This window comes from Streptomyces sp. NBC_01003, assembly GCF_045162695.1.
Taxonomy (GTDB): domain Bacteria; phylum Actinomycetota; class Actinomycetes; order Streptomycetales; family Streptomycetaceae; genus Streptomyces.
Genome location: NZ_CP108707.1, coordinates 5,743,592 through 5,761,579 on the forward strand (window position 1 = coordinate 5,743,592; position 17,988 = coordinate 5,761,579).

Below are 17,988 nucleotides of genomic sequence, written 5' to 3' on the forward strand. Positions count from 1 at the left end.
GCCGCGCCGTGGATCTGACGTACACGGACGAGGAAGAGGAGTTCAGGGCGCGGCTGCGGGAGTGGCTCGCGTCCGTCCTGCCGGGGCTGCCCCCGAAGCCGTCGCCGAACGACTGGCCGGGCAGGCGCGCCTACGACCTCGGCTGGCAGCGCAGGCTGTACGACGCCGGGTACGCGGGCCTGCACTGGCCCGCCGACGCGGGCGGCCGCGGTGCCACGCCCACGCAGCACCTCATATTCCTGGAGGAGACCGAGAAGGCGGGCGCGCCCTACGTGGGGGCCAACTTCGTCGGACTGCTGCACGCAGGGCCGACGATCGCGGCCGAGGGGACACCGGAGCAGCGGGCGCGCTGGCTGCCGCCCGTCCTGCGCGGCGACGAGGTGTGGTGCCAGGGGTTCAGCGAGCCCGACGCCGGGTCCGATCTCGCGGCGCTGCGCACGCGCGCGACACGGGACGGCGACCACTACGTGGTCAGCGGGTCCAAGATCTGGACCTCGCACGCGGAGGTCGCCGACTGGTGCGAACTCCTCGTGCGCACCGACCCGGCCGCCCCGAAACACCGCGGCATCTCCTGGCTCGCCATGCCGATGGACTCGCCCGGGATCACCGTACGACCGCTGCGCACGCTCGCCGGGTCCGCCGAGTTCGCCGAGATGTTCCTCGACGACGTACGCGTCCCGGTTTCCCACCGGGTCGGCGAGGAGAACGACGGCTGGCGCGTGACGATGGTGACGCTGTCCTTCGAACGCGGCACCGCGTTCGTGGGCGAGGTCGTCGCCTGCCGCCGCGTCCTCGGCGAACTGGCCGCGCAGGCCCGTAAGAACGGCCGCTGGGACGACGCCGTGCTGCGCCGCAGGCTCGGCCGCCTCAACGCCGAGTTCCGCGCGCTGTGGCGGCTCACCCAGTGGAACGTCAGCGAGGCGGAGCGGGCGGCCGGCGTCCCCGGCACCGGCGGCTCGGTCTTCAAGCTGCGGTACTCGCACGCCCGTCAGGAGCTGTTCGACGCCGCGGCCGAGGTGCTCGGCGTCGCGGGCGCGCTCGACACGGACCAGGAGTGGACCCTCGACCGCCTGTCGTCCCTCTCGTACACGATCGCCGCCGGCACCTCCCAGATCCAGGGCAACATCGTCGCCGAACGCATCCTCGGCCTGCCGAAGGACCGGCCCGGCCAACGGCCGAAGGATCTTCAGAAGGGAGGGCGGTGAGCATGCGCTTCCAGCTCACCGACGACCAACGCGCCCTGCGCGACGGCGTACGGGACCTGCTCGCCGGACGCTTCGACCGCGACGCCCTGCGCGCCGCCGTGGACACGCCCGGGCACCTGGACCGGGCGCTGTGGCGGGCCCTGGGTGACGCGGGCTTCTTCGCCCTGTGTCTCCCGGAGGCGGACGGCGGCGTCGGCCTGGGGCTGCCCGAGGCCGTCCTCGTCTTCGAGGAGGCGGGCCGGGTCCTGCTGCCGGGCCCGCTCGTCGCCACGCATCTCGCCGCGGGCACCGTGCCGGGCGCCGCCGCCGGCGAGGCCGTCGTGACGGCGCCCGCCGGGGAACTCCTCCCGTGGCGGGACGCATCGGACGTCGTCCAGGGCGACGCGACCGGCGCCGTACCCCTGGCCTCCGTCGACCCGCTCACACCCCTGCACAAGCTGCCGGGCCCGCACGCGCCCCGCAGCCCACGGGCCGTACTCCTCACCGCCGCCGAGCAGCTCGGCTCCGCCACGCGCACCTGCGAGCTGGCGGTCCGATACGCCCGCGAGCGCGAGCAGTTCGGGCAGCCCATCGGCGCGTTCCAGGCCGTGAAGCACCTGTGCGCCCAGATGCTCGTACGGGCCGAGCTGGCCCGTGCGGCCGTGTACGCGGCGGCTGTCACGGCCGACCCGGTGGAGACCGCCGCCGCCGAACTGCTCGCCGACGAGGCGGCCGTGCGCAACGCGCGCGACTGCGTCCAGGTGCACGGCGGCATGGGCTTCACCTGGGAGGCAGACGTGCATCTGCATCTCAAGCGGGCCTGGGTGCGCGCCGGAACGGGCCGTACGGCGCGCGAGACGGAGGAGGAGCTGGCGGCGGCGCTGTGACGTCCGGGGCCCGCGCTCAGCGCGGGGGCGAACCCATGTACGGACGGTCACGGAACGTCGATATCGGGTTGTGTCCTGCGCGGGACTCGTCACGGCACGGAGTCGGGGTCCCGCTCGGGTACCTTGTGTGGGATGCGAGTGGTTCCGAGTCCGAGCCATCCCGGTGTTGCCCCTGAGGCGGCTCCGGATCCGGCGATGCGCGCCGTTCGCAGCGCACGGGAGGGCCGCACGCCCGCCCGTTCGACTCCCCGCAGGGCGCGTCGCACAGTATGGCGCACGCGTACTCCTTCGCGCTGGAATATGCCCGAAGCGCTTGTTGGGGTGACTGTACGTCAACCATGCTGTCTCCCAAGGGGATCACGGTCCGTGAGCTCCTTGACTTGTCACAGTCCCGAGGCGATGTGTCCGCCGGTTCGGATGGTGTGAGCGGTGCAGGTGCTTCAAGTTCAGCTGGAGGTCGGGGCGGATCCCGCAGAGGTGGGGCGAGCCCGCAGGTGGGCGCGCTCGCGCCTCGCAGGGTCAGGGATAGAGGCCGATGAGCCACTGGCGGAGACGCTCATCCTGATCGTCTCCGAGCTCGTCACCAACGCCGTGGTGCACACCGGTTGTCCGGCCGTCCTGCGCATGCTGCTGCCGGGCGTCCCGGCGGAGGCCAGCGCCGGCACGGTGCGCGTGGAGGTGGCCGACGCCAGCGACCGGCCCCCCGCGCCGCGGCACGCCGACGGGGATGAGACGAACGGCCGCGGCCTGGAACTCGTCGACGGCCTGGCGGACCGCTGGGGCTGGCGGCCCGAGGGCACGGGCAAGGCCATCTGGTGCGAGATCGACCGCTGCGGCGCGCAGGGCGCGGGGGCGGGGACGTATCAGGGGATGGCGTACGAGGCCGTGTAGTTCCGCCTCCCGCTGCGTCAGTTCCGCCTCCCGGTGCGCCGGCGTGCCTCGGCGCGCGTCGGTTCGCGCCGGGCGTGCGCTGTCACAAACATCACATAACTGGCAAATCTCCTTGCGGGTGTTGACGCCGGGTGTCCGTTTGATCACGCTTGTGGTCAGCGATTCGTGGCGAGGGGACGCCAAGGGTTCCGGTGACGGGAGCCCTCGGTGAGTACGGGTCGTGCCGCGGCGGGCGGCTCTCCCAGGGGCCGGGGGAGCAGGGCCCGGGCGCCGGGGGCCGGACGGCGGTGCGAGCGCATCGCCGCCCGGCCCTGAACTCCCTTACGGGACCGGCCTCTTGACGCCTAAAGGATCGCGACCGGGGCCACGGGTGTGCCCGTGCCGCCCACGAAGGGCTCGGGCATCGCCGACAGCAGGAACGCGTAGCGCGCATCTTGTGCACAGGCTGTGGACAAGTTCTCCAGATTCCAGTTCTGGCCCTGGATCATGCCCATTTCGACCAGGTCGAGGGCGTGCACCGGCAGCCACAGGTTCTCGTGCTCCGGCGGGAAGATCTCGAAGGTGAGGGTGTCGTTCGCGACGGCGGCCACGTCGCGCGCGTGGAACCACTCGGGCGTGCGCACGGACAGGCCGGGGGACGGATAGCCGTACGCGTGCTTGTCGCCCGCGAGATACGTCTGGATCTGGCCGGTGCGGACGAGGACGATGTCGCCGGCGCGGACGGTGACGTGGCCGAACTCCTCGGCCTCGGACAGGTCTTCGGGCGTCACGGCGTGGTCGCCCGGCAGCCGGTCCACACCCTTCGCCGCCGCGACGTCGAGCAGGACGCCGCGCGAGACGATGTACGGGGCCTTGTCGATGCCGCTGAACCGCGCGCCGCCGTGCGCCGTGATCGTGTCGGCGGGGCGGCCGTTGTAGATCCGGCCCGAGTGCGAGATGTGCGTGAGGGCGTCCCAGTGTGTGGCCGCCTGGAGCCCCATGGTCACCGCGTCGTCGCTGGTGGCGACGGTGCCGGGGCCGAACAGCTCGTGGTTGATCTGGACCATGGTGTGGAGCGGGTTGACGCGGCCCGGGATCAGTCCGGTCTGCACCCCGTCCTCCTTGAGGGGCAGCGCGAGCGGTACCCGGTGGCCCGTGCGGACGGTCGACGCGGCCTCGCGCACGACCTCGTCGGTGACCAGATTGAGCGTGCCGATCTCGTCGTCGGCGCCCCAGCGGCCCCAGTTGTTGACGCGCTTGGCCATTTCGTGGAACTCGGCAGGCAACGACATGAGTGCTCCCCGGGGCTTGTCTTCCAGTATCTGACGAGTCATAGAATCTAACGGTCCGTCAGAAACCGCGGGAAGGGGCCGGACGTGGGGAACTTCTTGGCAGGCAAGGTGGTGGCCGTCACCGGGGCCGGGCGCGGCATCGGCAGGGCCGTCGCGCTCGCCTGCGCCGCCGAGGGCGCACGGGTCGTCGTCAACGACTACGGGGTGTCCATCGAGGGCGGCGAACCGGCGAGCGAGATCGCCGAGTCCGTCGTCAAGGAGATCGAGGCGGCCGGCGGCGAGGCCGTCGCCGTCGCCGACGACATCTCGACCATGGCGGGCGGTCAGCGGATCGTCGACGTGGCGCTCGCCCGGTACGGGCGGATCGACGGCGTCGTGTGCGTCGCCGGGATCCTGCGCGAGCGGATGCTGTTCAACATGTCCGAGCAGGAGTGGGACCCGGTGGTCGCCACGCACCTGAAGGGCACGTTCACCGTGTTCCGGGCGGCGTCCGCCGTCATGCGCAAGCAGGGGTCGGGCACGCTCATCGGCTTCACCAGCGGCAACCACCAGGGGTCCGTGGCGCAGGCCAACTACAGCGCCGCCAAGGGCGGGATCATCTCGCTCGTGCGCAGCGCCGCGCTCGGGCTGCACAAGTACGGCGTCACGGCGAACGCGGTCGCGCCCGTCGCCCGTACGCGGATGTCGGCGAACGTGCCCATGGAGCTCAAGGAGATCGGGGAGCCGGAGGACGTCGCCGCGCTCGTCGTCTATCTGCTCAGTGAGCGCGCCCGCGCCGAGAAGATCACCGGGCAGGTGTACACGATCGCCGGGCCGAAGATCGCGGTCTGGGCCCAGCCGAGGGAGCTGCGTTCGGGCTACGCGGAGGGCGGCTGGACGCCGGACAAGATCGCGGACTTCCTGCCGGGCACCGTGGGCGTCGATCCGATGCCGATGCTCGCGCAGCTGGAGGCGATGGCCGAGGCGGCCGCCGCGAAAGCGCGGCCCAATCAGTGACGTCGAGGCCGGGGGCGGAGGCGCGTTGTGGAGTTCGGGTTCGGGGATGAGGACGAGGCGTTCCGGCGGGAGGCCCGCGCGTGGCTCGCGGAGCACCTCACCGGCGAGTACGCCGTCGCCCGGGGGCGCGGCGGGCCCGGGAGCGAGCACGAGGACGCCGGCGTACGGCGGTCCTGGGAGCGGGAGTTGGGCGCGTCCGGGTGGATCGGGCTCGGCTGGCAGCGCGGCGGGTACGGCAACCGGGTCGCCTCACTGACCCAGCAGGTCGTCTGGGCCGAGGAGTACGCGCGGGCCCGCGCGCCCGCACGCCACGGGCACATCGGCGAGAACCTGCTCGCCCCGACCCTTATCGCGTACGGCGACGAGGAGCAGCAGCGGCGCTTCCTGCCGCCGGTCGCCTCCGGCGAGGAGTTGTGGTGCCAGGGCTACAGCGAGCCCGGCGCCGGTTCCGACCTCGCGAACCTGCGCACGACCGCCGTACGTGACGGGGACACGTACCGCGTCACCGGGCAGAAGGTGTGGACGTCGCTCGCGCACGAGGCCGACTGGTGCTTCGTGCTCGCGCGCACCGAGGCGGGCTCGCGGCGCCATCACGGCCTGTCGTTCCTCCTCGTGCCGATGGACCAGCCGGGCCGGATCGAGGTGCGGCCCATCCGGCAGCTCACCGGCACGAGCGAGTTCAACGAGGTGTTCTTCGACGGGGCGCACGCGCGCGTGGAGCACGTCGTCGGCGGCGAGGGGAACGGCTGGCGGGTCGCCATGGGGCTGCTCGCCCTGGAGCGCGGTGTCTCGACGCTCGCCCAGCAGATCGGGTTCGCCGCCGAACTCGCCGAGGTCGTACGGACAGCGGTGCGTACAGGCGCCGCCGAGGACCCGCTGCTCAGGGACCGCCTCGTACGGCAGTGGGCCGAGCTGCGCGTCATGCGGTTCAACGCGCTGCGCACGCTCGGCGGCGCGCAGGACCCGGGCGCCCCGAGCGTCGCCAAGCTCCTGTGGGGCCGCTGGCATCAGCGTCTGGGCGAACTCGCCCTCCAGGCGCGGGGCGCGCTCGCCGCCGCCGGGCCCGGGGACTGGACGCCTGACAGTCCGTACGAACTCGACGCCGCACAGCGGCTGTTCCTCTTCAGCCGGGCCGACACGATCTACGGCGGCTCGGACGAGATCCAGCGCAACATCATCGCCGAGCGCGTGCTCGGGCTGCCCAGGGAGACGAGGGAGTCGTCATGAGGGGTGTCGTGTTCGACGGGGTCCGGGCCGACGTGGTCGACGATCTCGAAATACGCGATCCGGGGCCGGGCGAGGTGCTCGTCGACGTCGCCGCCGCCGGGCTGTGCCACAGCGACCTGTCGGTGATCGACGGGACCATCCCGTTCCCGGCGCCGGTCGTGCTCGGACACGAGGGCGCGGGCGTCGTGGAGGCCGTCGGCGCGGGCGTCACGCATGTGGCGCCCGGGGACCATGTGGCGCTGTCCACGCTCGCCAACTGCGGCGCCTGCGCGGACTGCGACCGGGGGCGGCCGACCATGTGCCGCAAGGCGATCGGGATGCCCACGCAGCCGTTCTCGCGGGGCGGCACACCGCTCTACCAGTTCGCCGCGAACTCCTCGTTCGCCGAGCGGACCGTCGTGAAGGCCGTGCAGGCCGTGCCGATCCCCGCCGATATCCCGCTGACGTCGGCCGCGCTCATGGGATGCGGGGTGCTGACCGGCGTCGGCGCCGTCCTCAACCGGGCGCGCGTCGACCAGGGCGACACCGTCGTCGTCATCGGGACCGGCGGGATCGGCCTCAATGTGCTCCAGGGCGCCCGGATCGCGGGCGCGTCCCGGATCGTCGCCGTCGACGCGAACCCCGACAAGGAAGCGGTGGCGCGGCAGTTCGGCGCGACGGACTTCCTGACCTCGGCCGCCGGGGTCAGGGACGTCCTGCCGCACGGCGCCGACCACGTCTTCGAGTGCGTCGGCCGCGTCGAGCTGGTCCGGCAGGCCGTCGACCTCCTCGACCGGCACGGCCAGGCCGTACTCCTCGGCATGCCGGGCGCCGACGCGGAGGCGTCCTTCGTCGTCGCCTCGCTCTTCCTCGACAAGTCCATCCTGGGCTGCCGCTACGGCTCTTCGCGGCCCCAGCGCGACATCAGGCTCTACGCCGACCTGTACCGCCAGGGCCGGCTGCTGCTCGACGAGCTGGTCACGCAGACGTACCCGGTCGAGGACTTCGCGAAGGCGGCACAGGACGCGCGGCAGGGGAGGGTGGCGCGGGGGGTGCTGGTGTTCTGAGCTGGGCCTACGTGTCTTGAATCGCGCCCTGCATGGTCGTGGCGTGGAACGTGCGGCGGTACGCCGTCGGCGTCACGCCCAGTGCCGCCTGGAGGTGCTGCCGCATCGACTGCGCCGTGCCGAAGCCCGACTCGCGCGCCACCTGGTCCATCGACAGGTCGCTCGACTCCAGGAGGTGCCGGGCCCGCTCCACCCGCTGCTGGGTGAGCCACTGGCCCGGGCTGACGCCGGCCTCTTCGCGGAAGCGGCGCGTGAAGGTGCGTACCGACATCGCCTCCTGGGCGGCCAGGTCGCGCAGCTGGAGCGGTTCGTGAAGGCGGGCCAGCGCCCAGGCGCGCGCCTTCGTCGTCGTCGCGAGCTGGGGTTCGGGGACGGGGCGGTGGATGTACTGGGCCTGCCCGCCGTCGCGGTGGGGCGGGACGACGGTGCGGCGGGCCACCTCGTTGGCCACCGCCGTGCCGTGGTCGCGGCGGACCAGGTGCAGGCAGAGGTCGATGCCCGCGGCGACGCCGGCCGACGTCAGGACGTCCCCGTCGTCGATGTACAGGACGTCCGCGTCGACCTTGATCTTGGGGAAGAGCCGCTGGAAGTGCTCCGCCGACGCCCAGTGAGTGGTCGCCGGGCGCCCGTCCAGATAGCCGGCCGCCGCGAGGACGTAGCTGCCGGTGCAGATCGACACCATCCGCGTACCGGGCCTGACCTGCGCGAAGGCCGCCGCCAGCTCGTCGGTGAGTACGCCCTCGTCGAGGACGGGGCCGCGCTCGTACGACGCGGGCACGACCACGGTGTCCGCGGTGGCGAGCGCCTCCGGGCCGTTTCTGATCAGGACGGCGAAGTCGGCGTCCGTCTCCACGGGGCCGGGTTCCCTGACCGAGCACGTCACGACCTCGTAGAGCGCCCGGCCCTCGGTGTCCCTGGCGCGGGTGAAGATGCGCTGGGTGATGCCGAGTTCGAAGGGGAGCACGCCGTCGAGGGCCAGGACGACCACACGGTGGGGGCGCTGCGTCCGGGGCGCGGGAGTCTCGGGCATGGCCCCGAGTGTATGGCCCGATCCTAGCGAAGGCTGTCTTTCGGGCCACTCGTCCTGGGCGGGCCCGTGATCCGATGCTGTCTGCTGTGACGCACACAACCGACATCGACGCCGCGGCCAAGGGCTCGCCCGGCGCGGGCGCATCCCGTCCGCCCCGGCCCCGTCCCCGTATCCACCGCGCCTGGTTCGTGGCCGCCGTCACCTTTGTGACGATCATCGGAGCCGCCGCCTTCCGGTCCCTGCCGGGGCTCTTGATCGACCCGCTGAACGAGGAGTTCCACTGGTCGCGCGGCACCATCGGGCTCGCCGTCTCCATCAACCTCGCGCTGTACGGGCTGACCGCGCCCTTCGCCGCCGCCCTCATGGACCGGTTCGGCATCCGGCGCGTGGTCGCCGTCGCCCTGGTCGTCATAGCGGCCGGCTCCGGCCTGACCGTGTGGATGGACTCGGCCTGGCAACTCCTGCTGTGCTGGGGCCTGCTCGTCGGACTCGGCTCAGGGTCGATGGCCCTCGCCTTCGCCGCGACCGTCACGAACCGGTGGTTCACCGCCCGGCGCGGGCTCGTCACCGGGATCCTCACGGCCGCTTCCGCGTCGGGGCAGCTCATCTTCCTGCCGCTGCTCTCGTGGATCGTCGAGGCGCACAAGTGGCGGCCCGCGGCCGTGACGGTGGCGCTCGCGGCCCTCGCCGTCGTGCCGTTCGTGTGGCTCCTGCTGCGCGACCACCCGGCCGACGTCGGGACCACCCCGTACGGCTCCGCGGAGTTCGTCGAGAAGCCGCCGCCCGTCACCGGGGCCGCCCGCCGCACCTTGGACGTGCTCTTCAAGGCCGCCCGTACGGGTCCCTTCTGGCTGCTCGCCGGGACGTTCGCGATCTGCGGCGCCTCCACGAACGGGCTCGTCCAGACGCACTTCGTACCGGCCGCGCACGACCACGGGATGCCGATCACCGCGGCGGCCTCGCTGCTCGCCGTGGTGGGAGTCTTCGACGTCGTCGGGACCGTGGCATCGGGCTGGTTCACCGACCGCTTCGACCCGCGGCGGCTGCTCGCGGTGTACTACGCGCTGCGCGGGGTCTCCCTGCTGTTCCTGCCGATGCTCCTCGCCCCGTCCGTCCACCCGCCGATGATCTTCTTCATCGTCTTCTACGGGCTCGACTGGGTCGCCACCGTGCCGCCCACCCTGGCCCTGTGCCGTGAGTACTACGGCGCGGACAGCGCGATCGTGTTCGGCTGGGTGCTCGCCTCGCACCAGGTGGGTGCCGCGCTCGTCGCCTTCCTCGGCGGCGTCGCCCGTGACACGTTCGGCTCGTACGACGTCGTCTGGTACGCGTCCGGCGCGCTGTGCGCGGCGGCGGCCCTGATGGCGCTGGTCATCCGGCGCCGGAACGCCGATGCCGATGGCCTCCTGGTGGCCGACCTCGCCTGATCAGTGCTCGAAGCGGCCGAACGCGCCCTTGTGGAACAGCAGCGGGGACGCCTCGCCCTCCGCCGTCCCGAGCGCCTCCACCCGGCCCACCACGATGAGGTGGTCCCCGCCCGTGTGGACCGCGTGGATCGTGCAGTCGACCCACGCGGGCGCGCCCGCGAGCCGCGGCGAGCCCGTCACCGGCGCCGCGTCGTGCTCGACGCCCGCGAACTTGTCCGCGCCGCTCACCGCGAAGGACCGGCACAGCGCGCCCTGGTCCGCGCCCAGGACGTTCACGCAGAAGACGCCGGCGCTCGCGATGCGCGGCCAGGTCGTGGACGTACGGGCCACCATGAACGCCACCAGCGGAGGGTCCAGGGAGAGCGAGGAGAAGGACTGGCAGGCGAAACCGGCCGGGGCAGCGCCGGGATGCGGGGGCGGCGCCGTGACGACCGTGACGCCGGTGGCGAAGTGGCCGAGGACGCGGCGGAACTCGCCTGGGTCCAGCGGCGCTCGTTCGTCCTCGCCCACGGCCCGTAGCTCCGGACGCGGCAGTGCGTCCACCGGTTCGGCCGACATGGGCGCACCGACCGACCGGAGGTACCTGACCACCGTGGCTGCCATTCCTGCGTGTCCCATCACACCCACGATTGAAGCTGACGGAGCGTCAGATGGGAAGTGGGCGTACGACCTTGATGTTGAGGTCGTAACCGCCGAGCGCGTCCGCGATGCCCAGGAACAGCAGCGCGAAGTGCTCCTGGCCGCGCGCCGTCCCGACGCCGCCCAGGTCCAGATGGCGCGACTCGGGCCGGCCGAGGTCCGTGAGCAGGGCGGCCCAGGTGACGGGACGGGGTGCCCGGGGCGGATGTCTTACGCTCCCGTCGCACCGTCCTCCCGCTCCTTACCGCCCCTCCTCACCGCCCCTTGTACGTCGGGTCGCGCCGCTCCTTGAAGGAGGCGACGCCCTCCTGCGCGTCCGCCGTCGTCATGTTGATCTCCTGTGCCGTCGCCTCCGCCGCGAACGCCGTCGCGCGGTCCGACTCCAGGGAGGCGTTGACCAGTTGCTTGGTCATGGCGATGGCCCGCGTCGGACCGCTCGCCAGGCGCGCCGCCCACTCCTGGGCCGTCTTGCGCAGCTCCCCGTCCAGGACCGTGCGGTTGACCAGGCCCAGGCGTTCCGCGTCCGCGGAGGAGAGCGCGTCGCCGAAGAACATCAGCTCCTTGGCCCGCTGCGGCCCGATCAGGCGCGGGAGCAGATAGGCGCCGCCCCCGTCCGGGACCAGGCCCCGGCGCGCGAACACCTCGATGAACCGGGCCGATTCAGCGGCTATCACCAGGTCGCAGGCGAACGCCAGGTGCGCGCCGATGCCGGCCGCCGTCCCGTTGACCGCCGCGACGACCGGCTTCTCGCAGTCCATGACCGCCGCGATCAGGCGCTGCGCGCCCAGCCGGATCGTGCGGGCCACGTCACCGGGCACGCGCGGCCCCGAGGCCGGCGCGCCCCGCAGGTCCGCCCCGGCGCAGAACCCCCTGCCGGTCGCCGTGAGGACGACGGCGCGCACGTCCGGGTCCGCGGAGGCGCTGTTCAGGATGCCGATGATCTCCTCGCGCTGGTCCCAGGTCAGCGCGTTCATGGCCTCGGGACGGTTGAGCGTGATCCAGGTGACGGCGTCGGCGGTGGTGCACTCGATGGTGGCGGACATGACCTCTTCTTCCGGTAGACGGGGGCTCAGTGGCAGACGGCCAGCGCGTCGAGCGCCACCGCGCCCTGGCCCCGGGGGAGCACCATCAGCGGGTTGATGTCCAACTCCGCGAGTTCGTCGCCCAGTTCGAGGGCCATCCGCTGGACCCGCAGGACGACCTCCACCAGCGCGTCCATGTCCACGGGCGGCGCCCCCCGCATCCCGTCCAGAAGCGGCCTGCCCCGCAGTTCGTCGAGCATCGCCCGCGCCTGGTCCTCCGCGAACGGCGGCACCCGCACCGCCGTGTCCCGCAGCACCTCCACGAGTACGCCGCCCAGGCCCACCGTCACCGTCGGGCCGAACAGGTCGTCCTGCGTGACCCCGACGACCATCTCGACGCCCCGCTCGACCATCTGGCAGACCAGGACGCCGTCCAGGTCGAGGCCCTCGTAGCGGGCGATGTCGGTGAGTTCCCGGTAGGCGTCCCTGACCTGGCTGGCCGAGGTCAGGCCGACCTTGACCAGGCCCAGGTCCGACTTGTGGGCCAGCCGCGCCCCGGACGCCTTCATGACGACGGGGTAGCCGACCTGCCCGGCCGCCCGTACGGCCGCCGCGGCGCTGGTGACGAGCTGCTCGCGCGGTACGCGGATGCCGTACGCCCGCAGGAGCTGCTTCGCTGCGTGCTCGCTGAGCTGGCGGCCCGGGCGCATCAGGGCCTGCGCCTTGCGGAAGGAGGGGGAGGGCGTGCGGGGCGCCTCGGTGAAGGGCGAGCGGTAGGCGGCCGTGAACCGGTGGTGGTCCAGATAGGCGCGCACGGCCGTGATGCAGTTCCCGAACGTGCGGAACGTCGCGAGGCGTGAGGAGCCGAGAAGCGTCTCGCGGTAGGCGTCCTCGGTGCCGAGGGGCGAGCCCCAGACGACGCAGATCAGCTTGTCCGTGCGCTCCGCCGCCTCTGCCAGGTCCCGGGCCAGCTTGTCGCTCATCGGGGGGAACGGGCCGGTGATCGGGCAGATCAGGACGCCAATGGACGGGTCCTGGAGGATCGACTCGATGATCTTGGGGCCGCGCCAGTCGCCCACGGGGTGGCCGCCGTTGTCGATCGGGTTCGCGACGTTGAGGTACTCCGGGATCCACTGGTGCAGCTCCTGCTGCTTCGTCTCGGACAGCGCCGGCAGGGTCAGTCCCGCGCGCGTGGCAAGGTCGGCGAAGTGGGCGCCGGTGCCGCCGGATATCGAGTAGACCGCCACGCCGTCGGCGCGCGGGGGCCGCGCCCGCGCCAACAGGGCCGCCGTGTCCTGGAGTTCGTCGAGTCCGTCGACCCTGATCACGCCGAACTGGCGCATCGCCGCGTCCACCACCGTGTCCGCGCCGGTCAGCTTGCCCGTGTGCGAGGCCGCCATGCGGGCGCCCGTCTCGGTGCGGCCGACCTTGACGGCCACGACGGGTACGCCGTTGCGCGCCGCGCGGTCCGCCGCGAGCAGGAAGCCGCGCCCGTCCTTGAGGCCCTCCACGTAACACGCGATCGCCCCGACCTCCGGGCGCTCGGCGAAGTACGAGATGAAGTCCGCCGTCTCCAGGTCCGCCTCGTTGCCCGTGGGCGCCCAGTGCGAGAGCCGTACGCCCAGCTCCTGCATCGTGTAGAGGGGGCGGCCCTGGTGGCCGGACTGCGTGATCAGGGCGATGGCCGGCCCTTCGAGGTCCTCGCGGAACTCGGAGAACGCGTTCAGGTTGGTGTTCGGGCCGAGCAGGCGCATACCCGAGCGGCTGACCGCCGCGGACAGGGACGACTGCGCGGCCGCTCCCTCCTCGCCCGTCTCGGCGAAGCCCGACGCGAAGGCCACCGCGAACTTCACCTTGGCCTGGGCCAGTTCCTCGATGACCGGCAGCGGGTCCGAGATGAGGAGTACGGCGAGGTCGACGGGTTCGGGCAGCGCGGAGACGCCCGGCGAGCACGGGATGCCGAAGACGGTCTCGCGGGTGGGATGCACGGGGTGGAGGCGGGCGCCCACGCGCTCCGCCCACGCGATCAGCTGCCGCGTGATGCCGGTGTTCGGGCGGCCCTCGGCGTCGGACGCGCCGATGACCGCTATCGATTCGGGCCGGAAGAAACGGTCCAGGTCGGGCACCTCGCGGTGCAGTGGCCTGCCGCTCACGTCCAGGTCGTCCGCCCTGCTGTGCACGGCGGGTGCCGGCTGCTCTCCGCAGGCGATCGTGCGGGCCCGGCGGGGGTCGGTGGTCAGGGTGCCGTATGTCGATCCAAGCATCGGGTCCGCCCGCTCCTCGACTGGTGCTCACGTAACTGACGTAGTGTCAGATTACTGAACTGACGCTGTGTCAGGAACAGGGCTGCACGCAAAGGCTCACATGGCGCTTTGGTGTTCGTGGCGGTACGTGGCGTGTTGTCGTCGTGGCGTCCGGTCTTCGTAAGGACTGGATATGAGTTCTGGGATCGAATGCGTGACCTCCCACGAGTGGTGTCGTTGATCGGATGACAGCACCAGAGGTGGTGGGGAGGGCCAGTGAGTCGTAGGGTGCCGCTTGCTGTGGGCGAGGCCGCTCGGACCGCTGGTGCCCCTGGCCTGCTGCGTACGGGTGTTGATGAGAGGTCCGGTGAACTCTTGCCCGCGCCTGTGCTGGCGGAGCGGGTTAGCTGGTGTGCCGCTCTGGTGGCAGGTATTAGCGCGGGGCTGCTGGCCGGGCACTGGAACGCCGCTGATGTTGATGTGCTGGCCTCGGGGGAGGATGCCGGGGGTCGGCGTCTGCCGTCGAATGCGTGGATGGCGCTGCGCCGCCTGGGCTGGACCGCCGTGCCGGATGAGGGCGTCAGGGTCAATGACCGGATCGTGCGCATGGCGCAGGAGCAGGCCGGACGCATATTGCGTGCGGTGAAGTGGCGTGCCGACCTTGCCGCAGGGGTTCTCGGTACGTGGCCGGCCGATCCGGCTAAGCGGACTGCGGGGGAGTGGGACGTGGTGCGCGATGCGGTGCCTGGGGGGCGGTCTGTGCCGTCCAGTGCCATCGTCTCCCGGACTCGACAGATCGCCGCGTTTGCGAGGAAGCATGGCCGGATGCCGGTCGATCTGTTCGAGGTGGAGGCCGCGCCCCGCGCTGCACGGATGCTGCTGCTGGCAGCATGTGACGGGCAGCAGGCCACGATCGAACGGGCCGATGGGTCGGAGCGGGCGCTGCTGCGCCTTCAGCTGCCCACCCGGCGCGACCCGCGGTCGTACCGGGACTGGACCTGGGTGGCCTGCTCGATCAAGCTGCCCCCGACGATTCCTCCGGGTGCGGTGCTGCACCTGCCCACTCTGCGCATCCGTGAGGGTCGCGTCCGCGCTGATCTCGCGTTCAGCTACCCAGTCGCGAAGGCCGCCCGTACTGGTCACCGGGTTGCGCTGGGGGTGGACTGGGGCCTGAACACTCTGCTGTCCGCAGGGGCGGCTCGAGTGCACGACGACGGTCGGATCACCACCCTCGGCGCCGGAGGCATGTTCCGAGCTGCCGGAGTTCTGGCGAAGCAGCACCGCCTGCGCCGCGAGAGTGAGTACCTGCACGCCAAGGCCGACCACTACCAGCGGCTCACCAGCGGCGACGAGAAGCATGCGTTGACCGCCAAGTGTGCGGTCCTGGCCGCGGAGATGAGGTACGTCCGCGACCGGCGTTCGAACCTCAACGATGCCCTGGCATGGGCTGCCGCCCGCTGGACCGTCGACCAAGCCATCGCCGCCTCGGCCACAGTCATCTACATCGAAGACCTCCGCTCGATGGAAGCGCGGGGCATGGGACGCAGCGTCAACACCCGCCTCTCCCAACAGGTGCGCGGGAAGATCGTGGACCGCATGCAGCACCTCGCCGCCGAAGTGGGTATCGCCCTCGTCACCGTCCCGGCCCGCAACACCTCCAAACACTGCCCCCAGTGCCTCGTTCCGCTGCGGCACCGCAAGGCACCCGACCGCCCCACAGCATCCGGCTGGAAATGGGCTATCTGCCTGTCGTGCCGCTGGCAGGGTGACCGCGACCAGGGCGCGTGGCGGCGTATCGCCGCCCGTGGCCTGACCCATCAGGCCAAGACCGTCACCGACCGCACCGCGGGCACGATGTCGATCCGCACGGTCGTGGACAAACTCGAGGCGAGCGCGGTCATCACGCCGAAGACCAGCCGGAACGACCGGTCCAAGACCGGACCCACCCGGCGACAAGCAACACGCCCCACGCCCAGGCGACGCAGGGCACCCTCCCCCACCGGGCCGCAAGGACTGGCGGGCAAGCGTCCGGAGGGACACGCTCACACGGACCGGCCCCAGCTGCCCCGCGCAGTCCACCGGCACCAGGGCGCGACGACGACCAGCAGACCCGCCAAACGGCACCAGCCGCGAGGGACAGCACTGGGTGCGGGCTTCCACTTCCACGCCCATGCCACCCCTCCACGGTGGGGAGATCCGCTGCCGGACCCTAGGTCCGACATGCGATCGCTCAGCTGATCAGAGACGCTGTTACGGGTGTTCCCCTACAGGGCCTGGTTCGAACGGATGGATACGGTCACGGTCATGACCCGTACGATGATGAACCTCGCTCTCATGAGTGGCAGCGTGCGCGCCGGATCGACCGATACCCCGTCGCGCGGACGCGGTTGAAGGTCGCGGAGCCGTGGGCCAGGTCGGTTGCCCACGAGGGCATGGGGCTGCTTCCGCATTTCAATCTCGATGACGATCACGAGCCGCGGGACCGGGAAGGGGTGCGGCTGCGGGGGTGGTCGCGAGTGCCGATGCTCTGCTGATCTGCACGCCCGAGTTTGCAGAGGATCTGCTGGGGTCCTTCAAGAATCCGCTCGCTGGACCGTCGACGGCACGGAGATCGTGGGCAAGCCCGGGGGTGGATCAACACCTCCTCCTCGCCGACCGGGGGCCGAAGGGGCCTGTTGCGTCTTGCGCACCGTCCTCGGCTACACCGGTGCCGTCGTCGACGCCGCTTGTGTACCGGTGCCCGTGGAGCGGCGTGTGGTCGAGGGCGGGGTTGTTGTGGACGGCGGGGTGCGGGCTGCGGGCGCGGACGTTGACGAGTGGTCTTCGGACGTCTGGGTTAACTGGCGATCGCCTTCGCGATCTTCCGTGCGTCCAGGGCCAGTTCGCGGAACATGCCGCTGATCGGGTTCGTGTAACCCGTGAAGTAGAGGCCGGGCGCGGCGGGATCGGTCCGCCGGCCGTGCGTGGTCGGGCGGCCCCGGTCGTCCAGGACGCCGAGGCGACCCACCAGGTCCTCCAGTGCGCGGCGGTAACCCGTCGCCGCGATCACCGCGTCGGGGGCGATGTGCGTGCCGTCCGCCAGGACCACCTTGCCGCCCTCGAACGATTCGACGGCCGCGACGGGTTCGACCCGGCCCGTGCGTACAGCGTCGATCAGGCCGACGTCCTGCACGGGGATCGCGCCCTCGCGCACCCGCGAGTAGAGGCCGGTCGTGGGTCTGGGCAGGCCCTGTTCCGCCAGGTCGGGCACGCTGAGCTTCGCCATGGGGCGGGCCAGGCGGTCCACGATCGCCACCGGCAGCCTGCGGCACAGGATGCCGGTCCGCTGCGCGGGCCAGCCCGCGGTGGACCGGCGCACGATGTGGGGCGCCGTGCGGACCGCGAGCCGGACGCGGGATGCGCCGCCCTCGGCGAGGTCCACGGCGATCTCGGCGCCGGTGTTGCCGACGCCGACGACCAGTACGTCACGGCCCGCGTACGGCGTCGCGTTGCGGTAGTCGCCCGCGTGGAGGAGCTCGCCCGTGTACGAGGGGCGGCCCGGCCAGTCGGGCAGGCGCGGGGTGTGGTTGTAGCCCGTGGCGACCACGACGGCGCTCGCGGCCAGTTCGCGGCCGCCCGAGGCGCGTACGAGCCAGCCGTCCTCCGTGCGTTCCACGCGCGAGACCGCCACACCGGTGACGATCTCCAGCTGGTGGTACTCGGCGTACTTCTCCAGGTAGCGCACGACGTCGTCGCGGGACACCCAGCGGCCGAAGCGGCGCGGGATCGCGAGGCCCGGAAGCCCGGAGAGCTTGCGGGTGGTGTGCAGGTGGAGGCGGTCGTAGTGGCGGCGCCAGGACGCCCCGACGTGCTCCGACTTCTCCAGGATCACGGCCCGTACGCCCCGCTCGCGCAGCGCCGCGGCCGCGGCGAGGCCACCCGGGCCGCCCCCGATGACGTACACGGGGCGGTCCTGGTTGCGTGCGGCGGGCGCGGGGGTGGTGACCATGAGTGCGAGCGTAATCACGGTTCGATTTGATGGGTCTCGGTCAAGACCGGAATCGGTTGCGAATTCATCACGGCGTACGCCCCTTGCGGTGGCGCCCCCACGTGCGCTGAACTGACGTCCCGTCAGCAACGGAGAGG

The 17,988-nt window shown here is 71.9% G+C and carries 14 protein-coding genes and 1 pseudogene; 8 read left to right on the forward strand and 7 right to left on the reverse strand.

Annotation, left to right across the window (positions count from 1 at the left end):
* The first annotated feature begins 8 nt into the window (after nt 1–8).
* The 3 genes from OG698_RS26385 (at nt 9) to OG698_RS26395 (ending at nt 2,962) form a co-directional block, all read left to right on the forward strand.
* Complete coding sequence (locus tag OG698_RS26385) at nt 9–1,205, forward strand: acyl-CoA dehydrogenase (RefSeq protein WP_406105848.1); 1,197 nt, start codon at nt 9–11, stop codon at nt 1,203–1,205.
* A gap of 2 nt (nt 1,206–1,207) precedes the next feature.
* Nucleotides 1,208–2,071, forward strand: coding sequence for an acyl-CoA dehydrogenase family protein (locus OG698_RS26390; protein ID WP_406105849.1), 864 nt, complete (start codon nt 1,208–1,210; stop codon nt 2,069–2,071).
* Between the two features lie 429 nt (nt 2,072–2,500).
* Nucleotides 2,501–2,962: an ATP-binding protein gene (locus tag OG698_RS26395; protein WP_326775243.1), complete on the forward strand. Its 462-nt coding sequence runs from the start codon at nt 2,501–2,503 to the stop codon at nt 2,960–2,962.
* Nucleotides 2,963–3,306: 344 nt separating this feature from the next.
* Here OG698_RS26395 and OG698_RS26400 read toward each other — a convergent pair whose 3' ends face one another.
* A complete protein-coding gene (locus tag OG698_RS26400) occupies nt 3,307–4,233 on the reverse strand; it encodes a cyclase family protein (RefSeq protein ID WP_406105850.1) in 927 nt (308 codons plus the stop codon).
* Nucleotides 4,234–4,317: 84 nt separating this feature from the next.
* Between OG698_RS26400 and OG698_RS26405 the strand changes: the two genes are divergently transcribed.
* The 3 genes from OG698_RS26405 to OG698_RS26415 are packed head-to-tail and all read left to right on the forward strand — an operon-like array spanning nt 4,318 to nt 7,502.
* Entirely contained in the window at nt 4,318–5,229 is a 912-nt protein-coding gene (locus OG698_RS26405) for an SDR family NAD(P)-dependent oxidoreductase (protein ID WP_100596028.1), read from the forward strand.
* A 27-nt stretch (nt 5,230–5,256) separates the two neighbouring features.
* Entirely contained in the window at nt 5,257–6,456 is a 1,200-nt protein-coding gene (locus OG698_RS26410; protein WP_406105851.1) for an acyl-CoA dehydrogenase family protein, read from the forward strand.
* Nucleotides 6,453–7,502 carry a Zn-dependent alcohol dehydrogenase gene (locus tag OG698_RS26415; protein WP_406105852.1) on the forward strand — a complete coding sequence of 350 codons (1,050 nt, stop codon included), beginning with the start codon at nt 6,453–6,455 and terminating at the stop codon, nt 7,500–7,502. The genes OG698_RS26410 and OG698_RS26415 overlap by 4 nt, the downstream gene beginning before the upstream one ends.
* 7 nt (nt 7,503–7,509) lie before the next feature.
* Here the strand turns inward: OG698_RS26415 and OG698_RS26420 are convergent, their stop codons facing one another.
* Nucleotides 7,510–8,532 (reverse strand): GlxA family transcriptional regulator, encoded by a 1,023-nt coding sequence (locus OG698_RS26420; protein ID WP_399975132.1) that lies wholly within the window; start codon nt 8,530–8,532, stop codon nt 7,510–7,512.
* A gap of 86 nt (nt 8,533–8,618) precedes the next feature.
* Here OG698_RS26420 and OG698_RS26425 point away from each other — a divergent pair, with 86 nt between their 5' ends.
* Entirely contained in the window at nt 8,619–9,959 is a 1,341-nt protein-coding gene (locus OG698_RS26425; protein WP_406105853.1) for an MFS transporter, read from the forward strand.
* Here OG698_RS26425 and OG698_RS26430 read toward each other — a convergent pair whose 3' ends face one another.
* The 4 genes and pseudogenes from OG698_RS26430 to OG698_RS26445 all read right to left on the reverse strand — a co-directional run bounded on the left by OG698_RS26430 (nt 9,960) and on the right by OG698_RS26445 (nt 13,884).
* Nucleotides 9,960–10,577: a flavin reductase family protein gene (locus OG698_RS26430; protein WP_406105854.1), complete on the reverse strand. Its 618-nt coding sequence runs from the start codon at nt 10,575–10,577 to the stop codon at nt 9,960–9,962.
* A 28-nt stretch (nt 10,578–10,605) separates the two neighbouring features.
* Nucleotides 10,606–10,779: pseudogene (locus OG698_RS26435) on the reverse strand (oxidoreductase); the annotation flags it as partial.
* A 73-nt stretch (nt 10,780–10,852) separates the two neighbouring features.
* Entirely contained in the window at nt 10,853–11,641 is a 789-nt protein-coding gene (locus OG698_RS26440; protein WP_406105856.1) for an enoyl-CoA hydratase/isomerase family protein, read from the reverse strand.
* Between the two features lie 26 nt (nt 11,642–11,667).
* Nucleotides 11,668–13,884 carry an acetate--CoA ligase family protein gene (locus OG698_RS26445; RefSeq protein WP_399975146.1) on the reverse strand — a complete coding sequence of 739 codons (2,217 nt, stop codon included), beginning with the start codon at nt 13,882–13,884 and terminating at the stop codon, nt 11,668–11,670.
* A gap of 804 nt (nt 13,885–14,688) precedes the next feature.
* On the opposite strand from OG698_RS26445, the gene OG698_RS26450 reads away from it, so the two are divergent.
* Nucleotides 14,689–16,101, forward strand: a complete 1,413-nt coding sequence (locus OG698_RS26450) for a zinc ribbon domain-containing protein (RefSeq protein WP_406105857.1) — start codon at nt 14,689–14,691, stop codon at nt 16,099–16,101.
* A gap of 598 nt (nt 16,102–16,699) precedes the next feature.
* Here the strand turns inward: OG698_RS26450 and OG698_RS26455 are convergent.
* Nucleotides 16,700–17,851 (reverse strand): flavin-containing monooxygenase, encoded by a 1,152-nt coding sequence (locus OG698_RS26455; protein WP_406105858.1) that lies wholly within the window; start codon nt 17,849–17,851, stop codon nt 16,700–16,702.
* Nucleotides 17,852–17,988 lie beyond the last annotated feature (137 nt).

Bases quoted from the DNA above. Each gene is read 5' to 3' on its own strand.
- OG698_RS26415 (WP_406105852.1), top strand. From the start codon at position 6,453: ATGAGGGGTGTCGTGTTCGACGGGGTCCGGGCCGACGTGGTCGACGAT.
- OG698_RS26400 (WP_406105850.1), bottom strand. From the start codon at position 4,233: ATGTCGTTGCCTGCCGAGTTCCACGAAATGGCCAAGCGCGTCAACAAC.
- OG698_RS26455 (WP_406105858.1), bottom strand. From the start codon at position 17,851: ATGGTCACCACCCCCGCGCCCGCCGCACGCAACCAGGACCGCCCCGTG.
- OG698_RS26420 (WP_399975132.1), bottom strand. From the start codon at position 8,532: ATGCCCGAGACTCCCGCGCCCCGGACGCAGCGCCCCCACCGTGTGGTC.
- OG698_RS26430 (WP_406105854.1), bottom strand. From the start codon at position 10,577: ATGGGACACGCAGGAATGGCAGCCACGGTGGTCAGGTACCTCCGGTCG.
- OG698_RS26445 (WP_399975146.1), bottom strand. From the start codon at position 13,884: ATGCTTGGATCGACATACGGCACCCTGACCACCGACCCCCGCCGGGCC.
- OG698_RS26450 (WP_406105857.1), top strand. From the start codon at position 14,689: ATGCCGGTCGATCTGTTCGAGGTGGAGGCCGCGCCCCGCGCTGCACGG.
- OG698_RS26390 (WP_406105849.1), top strand. From the start codon at position 1,208: ATGCGCTTCCAGCTCACCGACGACCAACGCGCCCTGCGCGACGGCGTA.
- OG698_RS26440 (WP_406105856.1), bottom strand. From the start codon at position 11,641: ATGTCCGCCACCATCGAGTGCACCACCGCCGACGCCGTCACCTGGATC.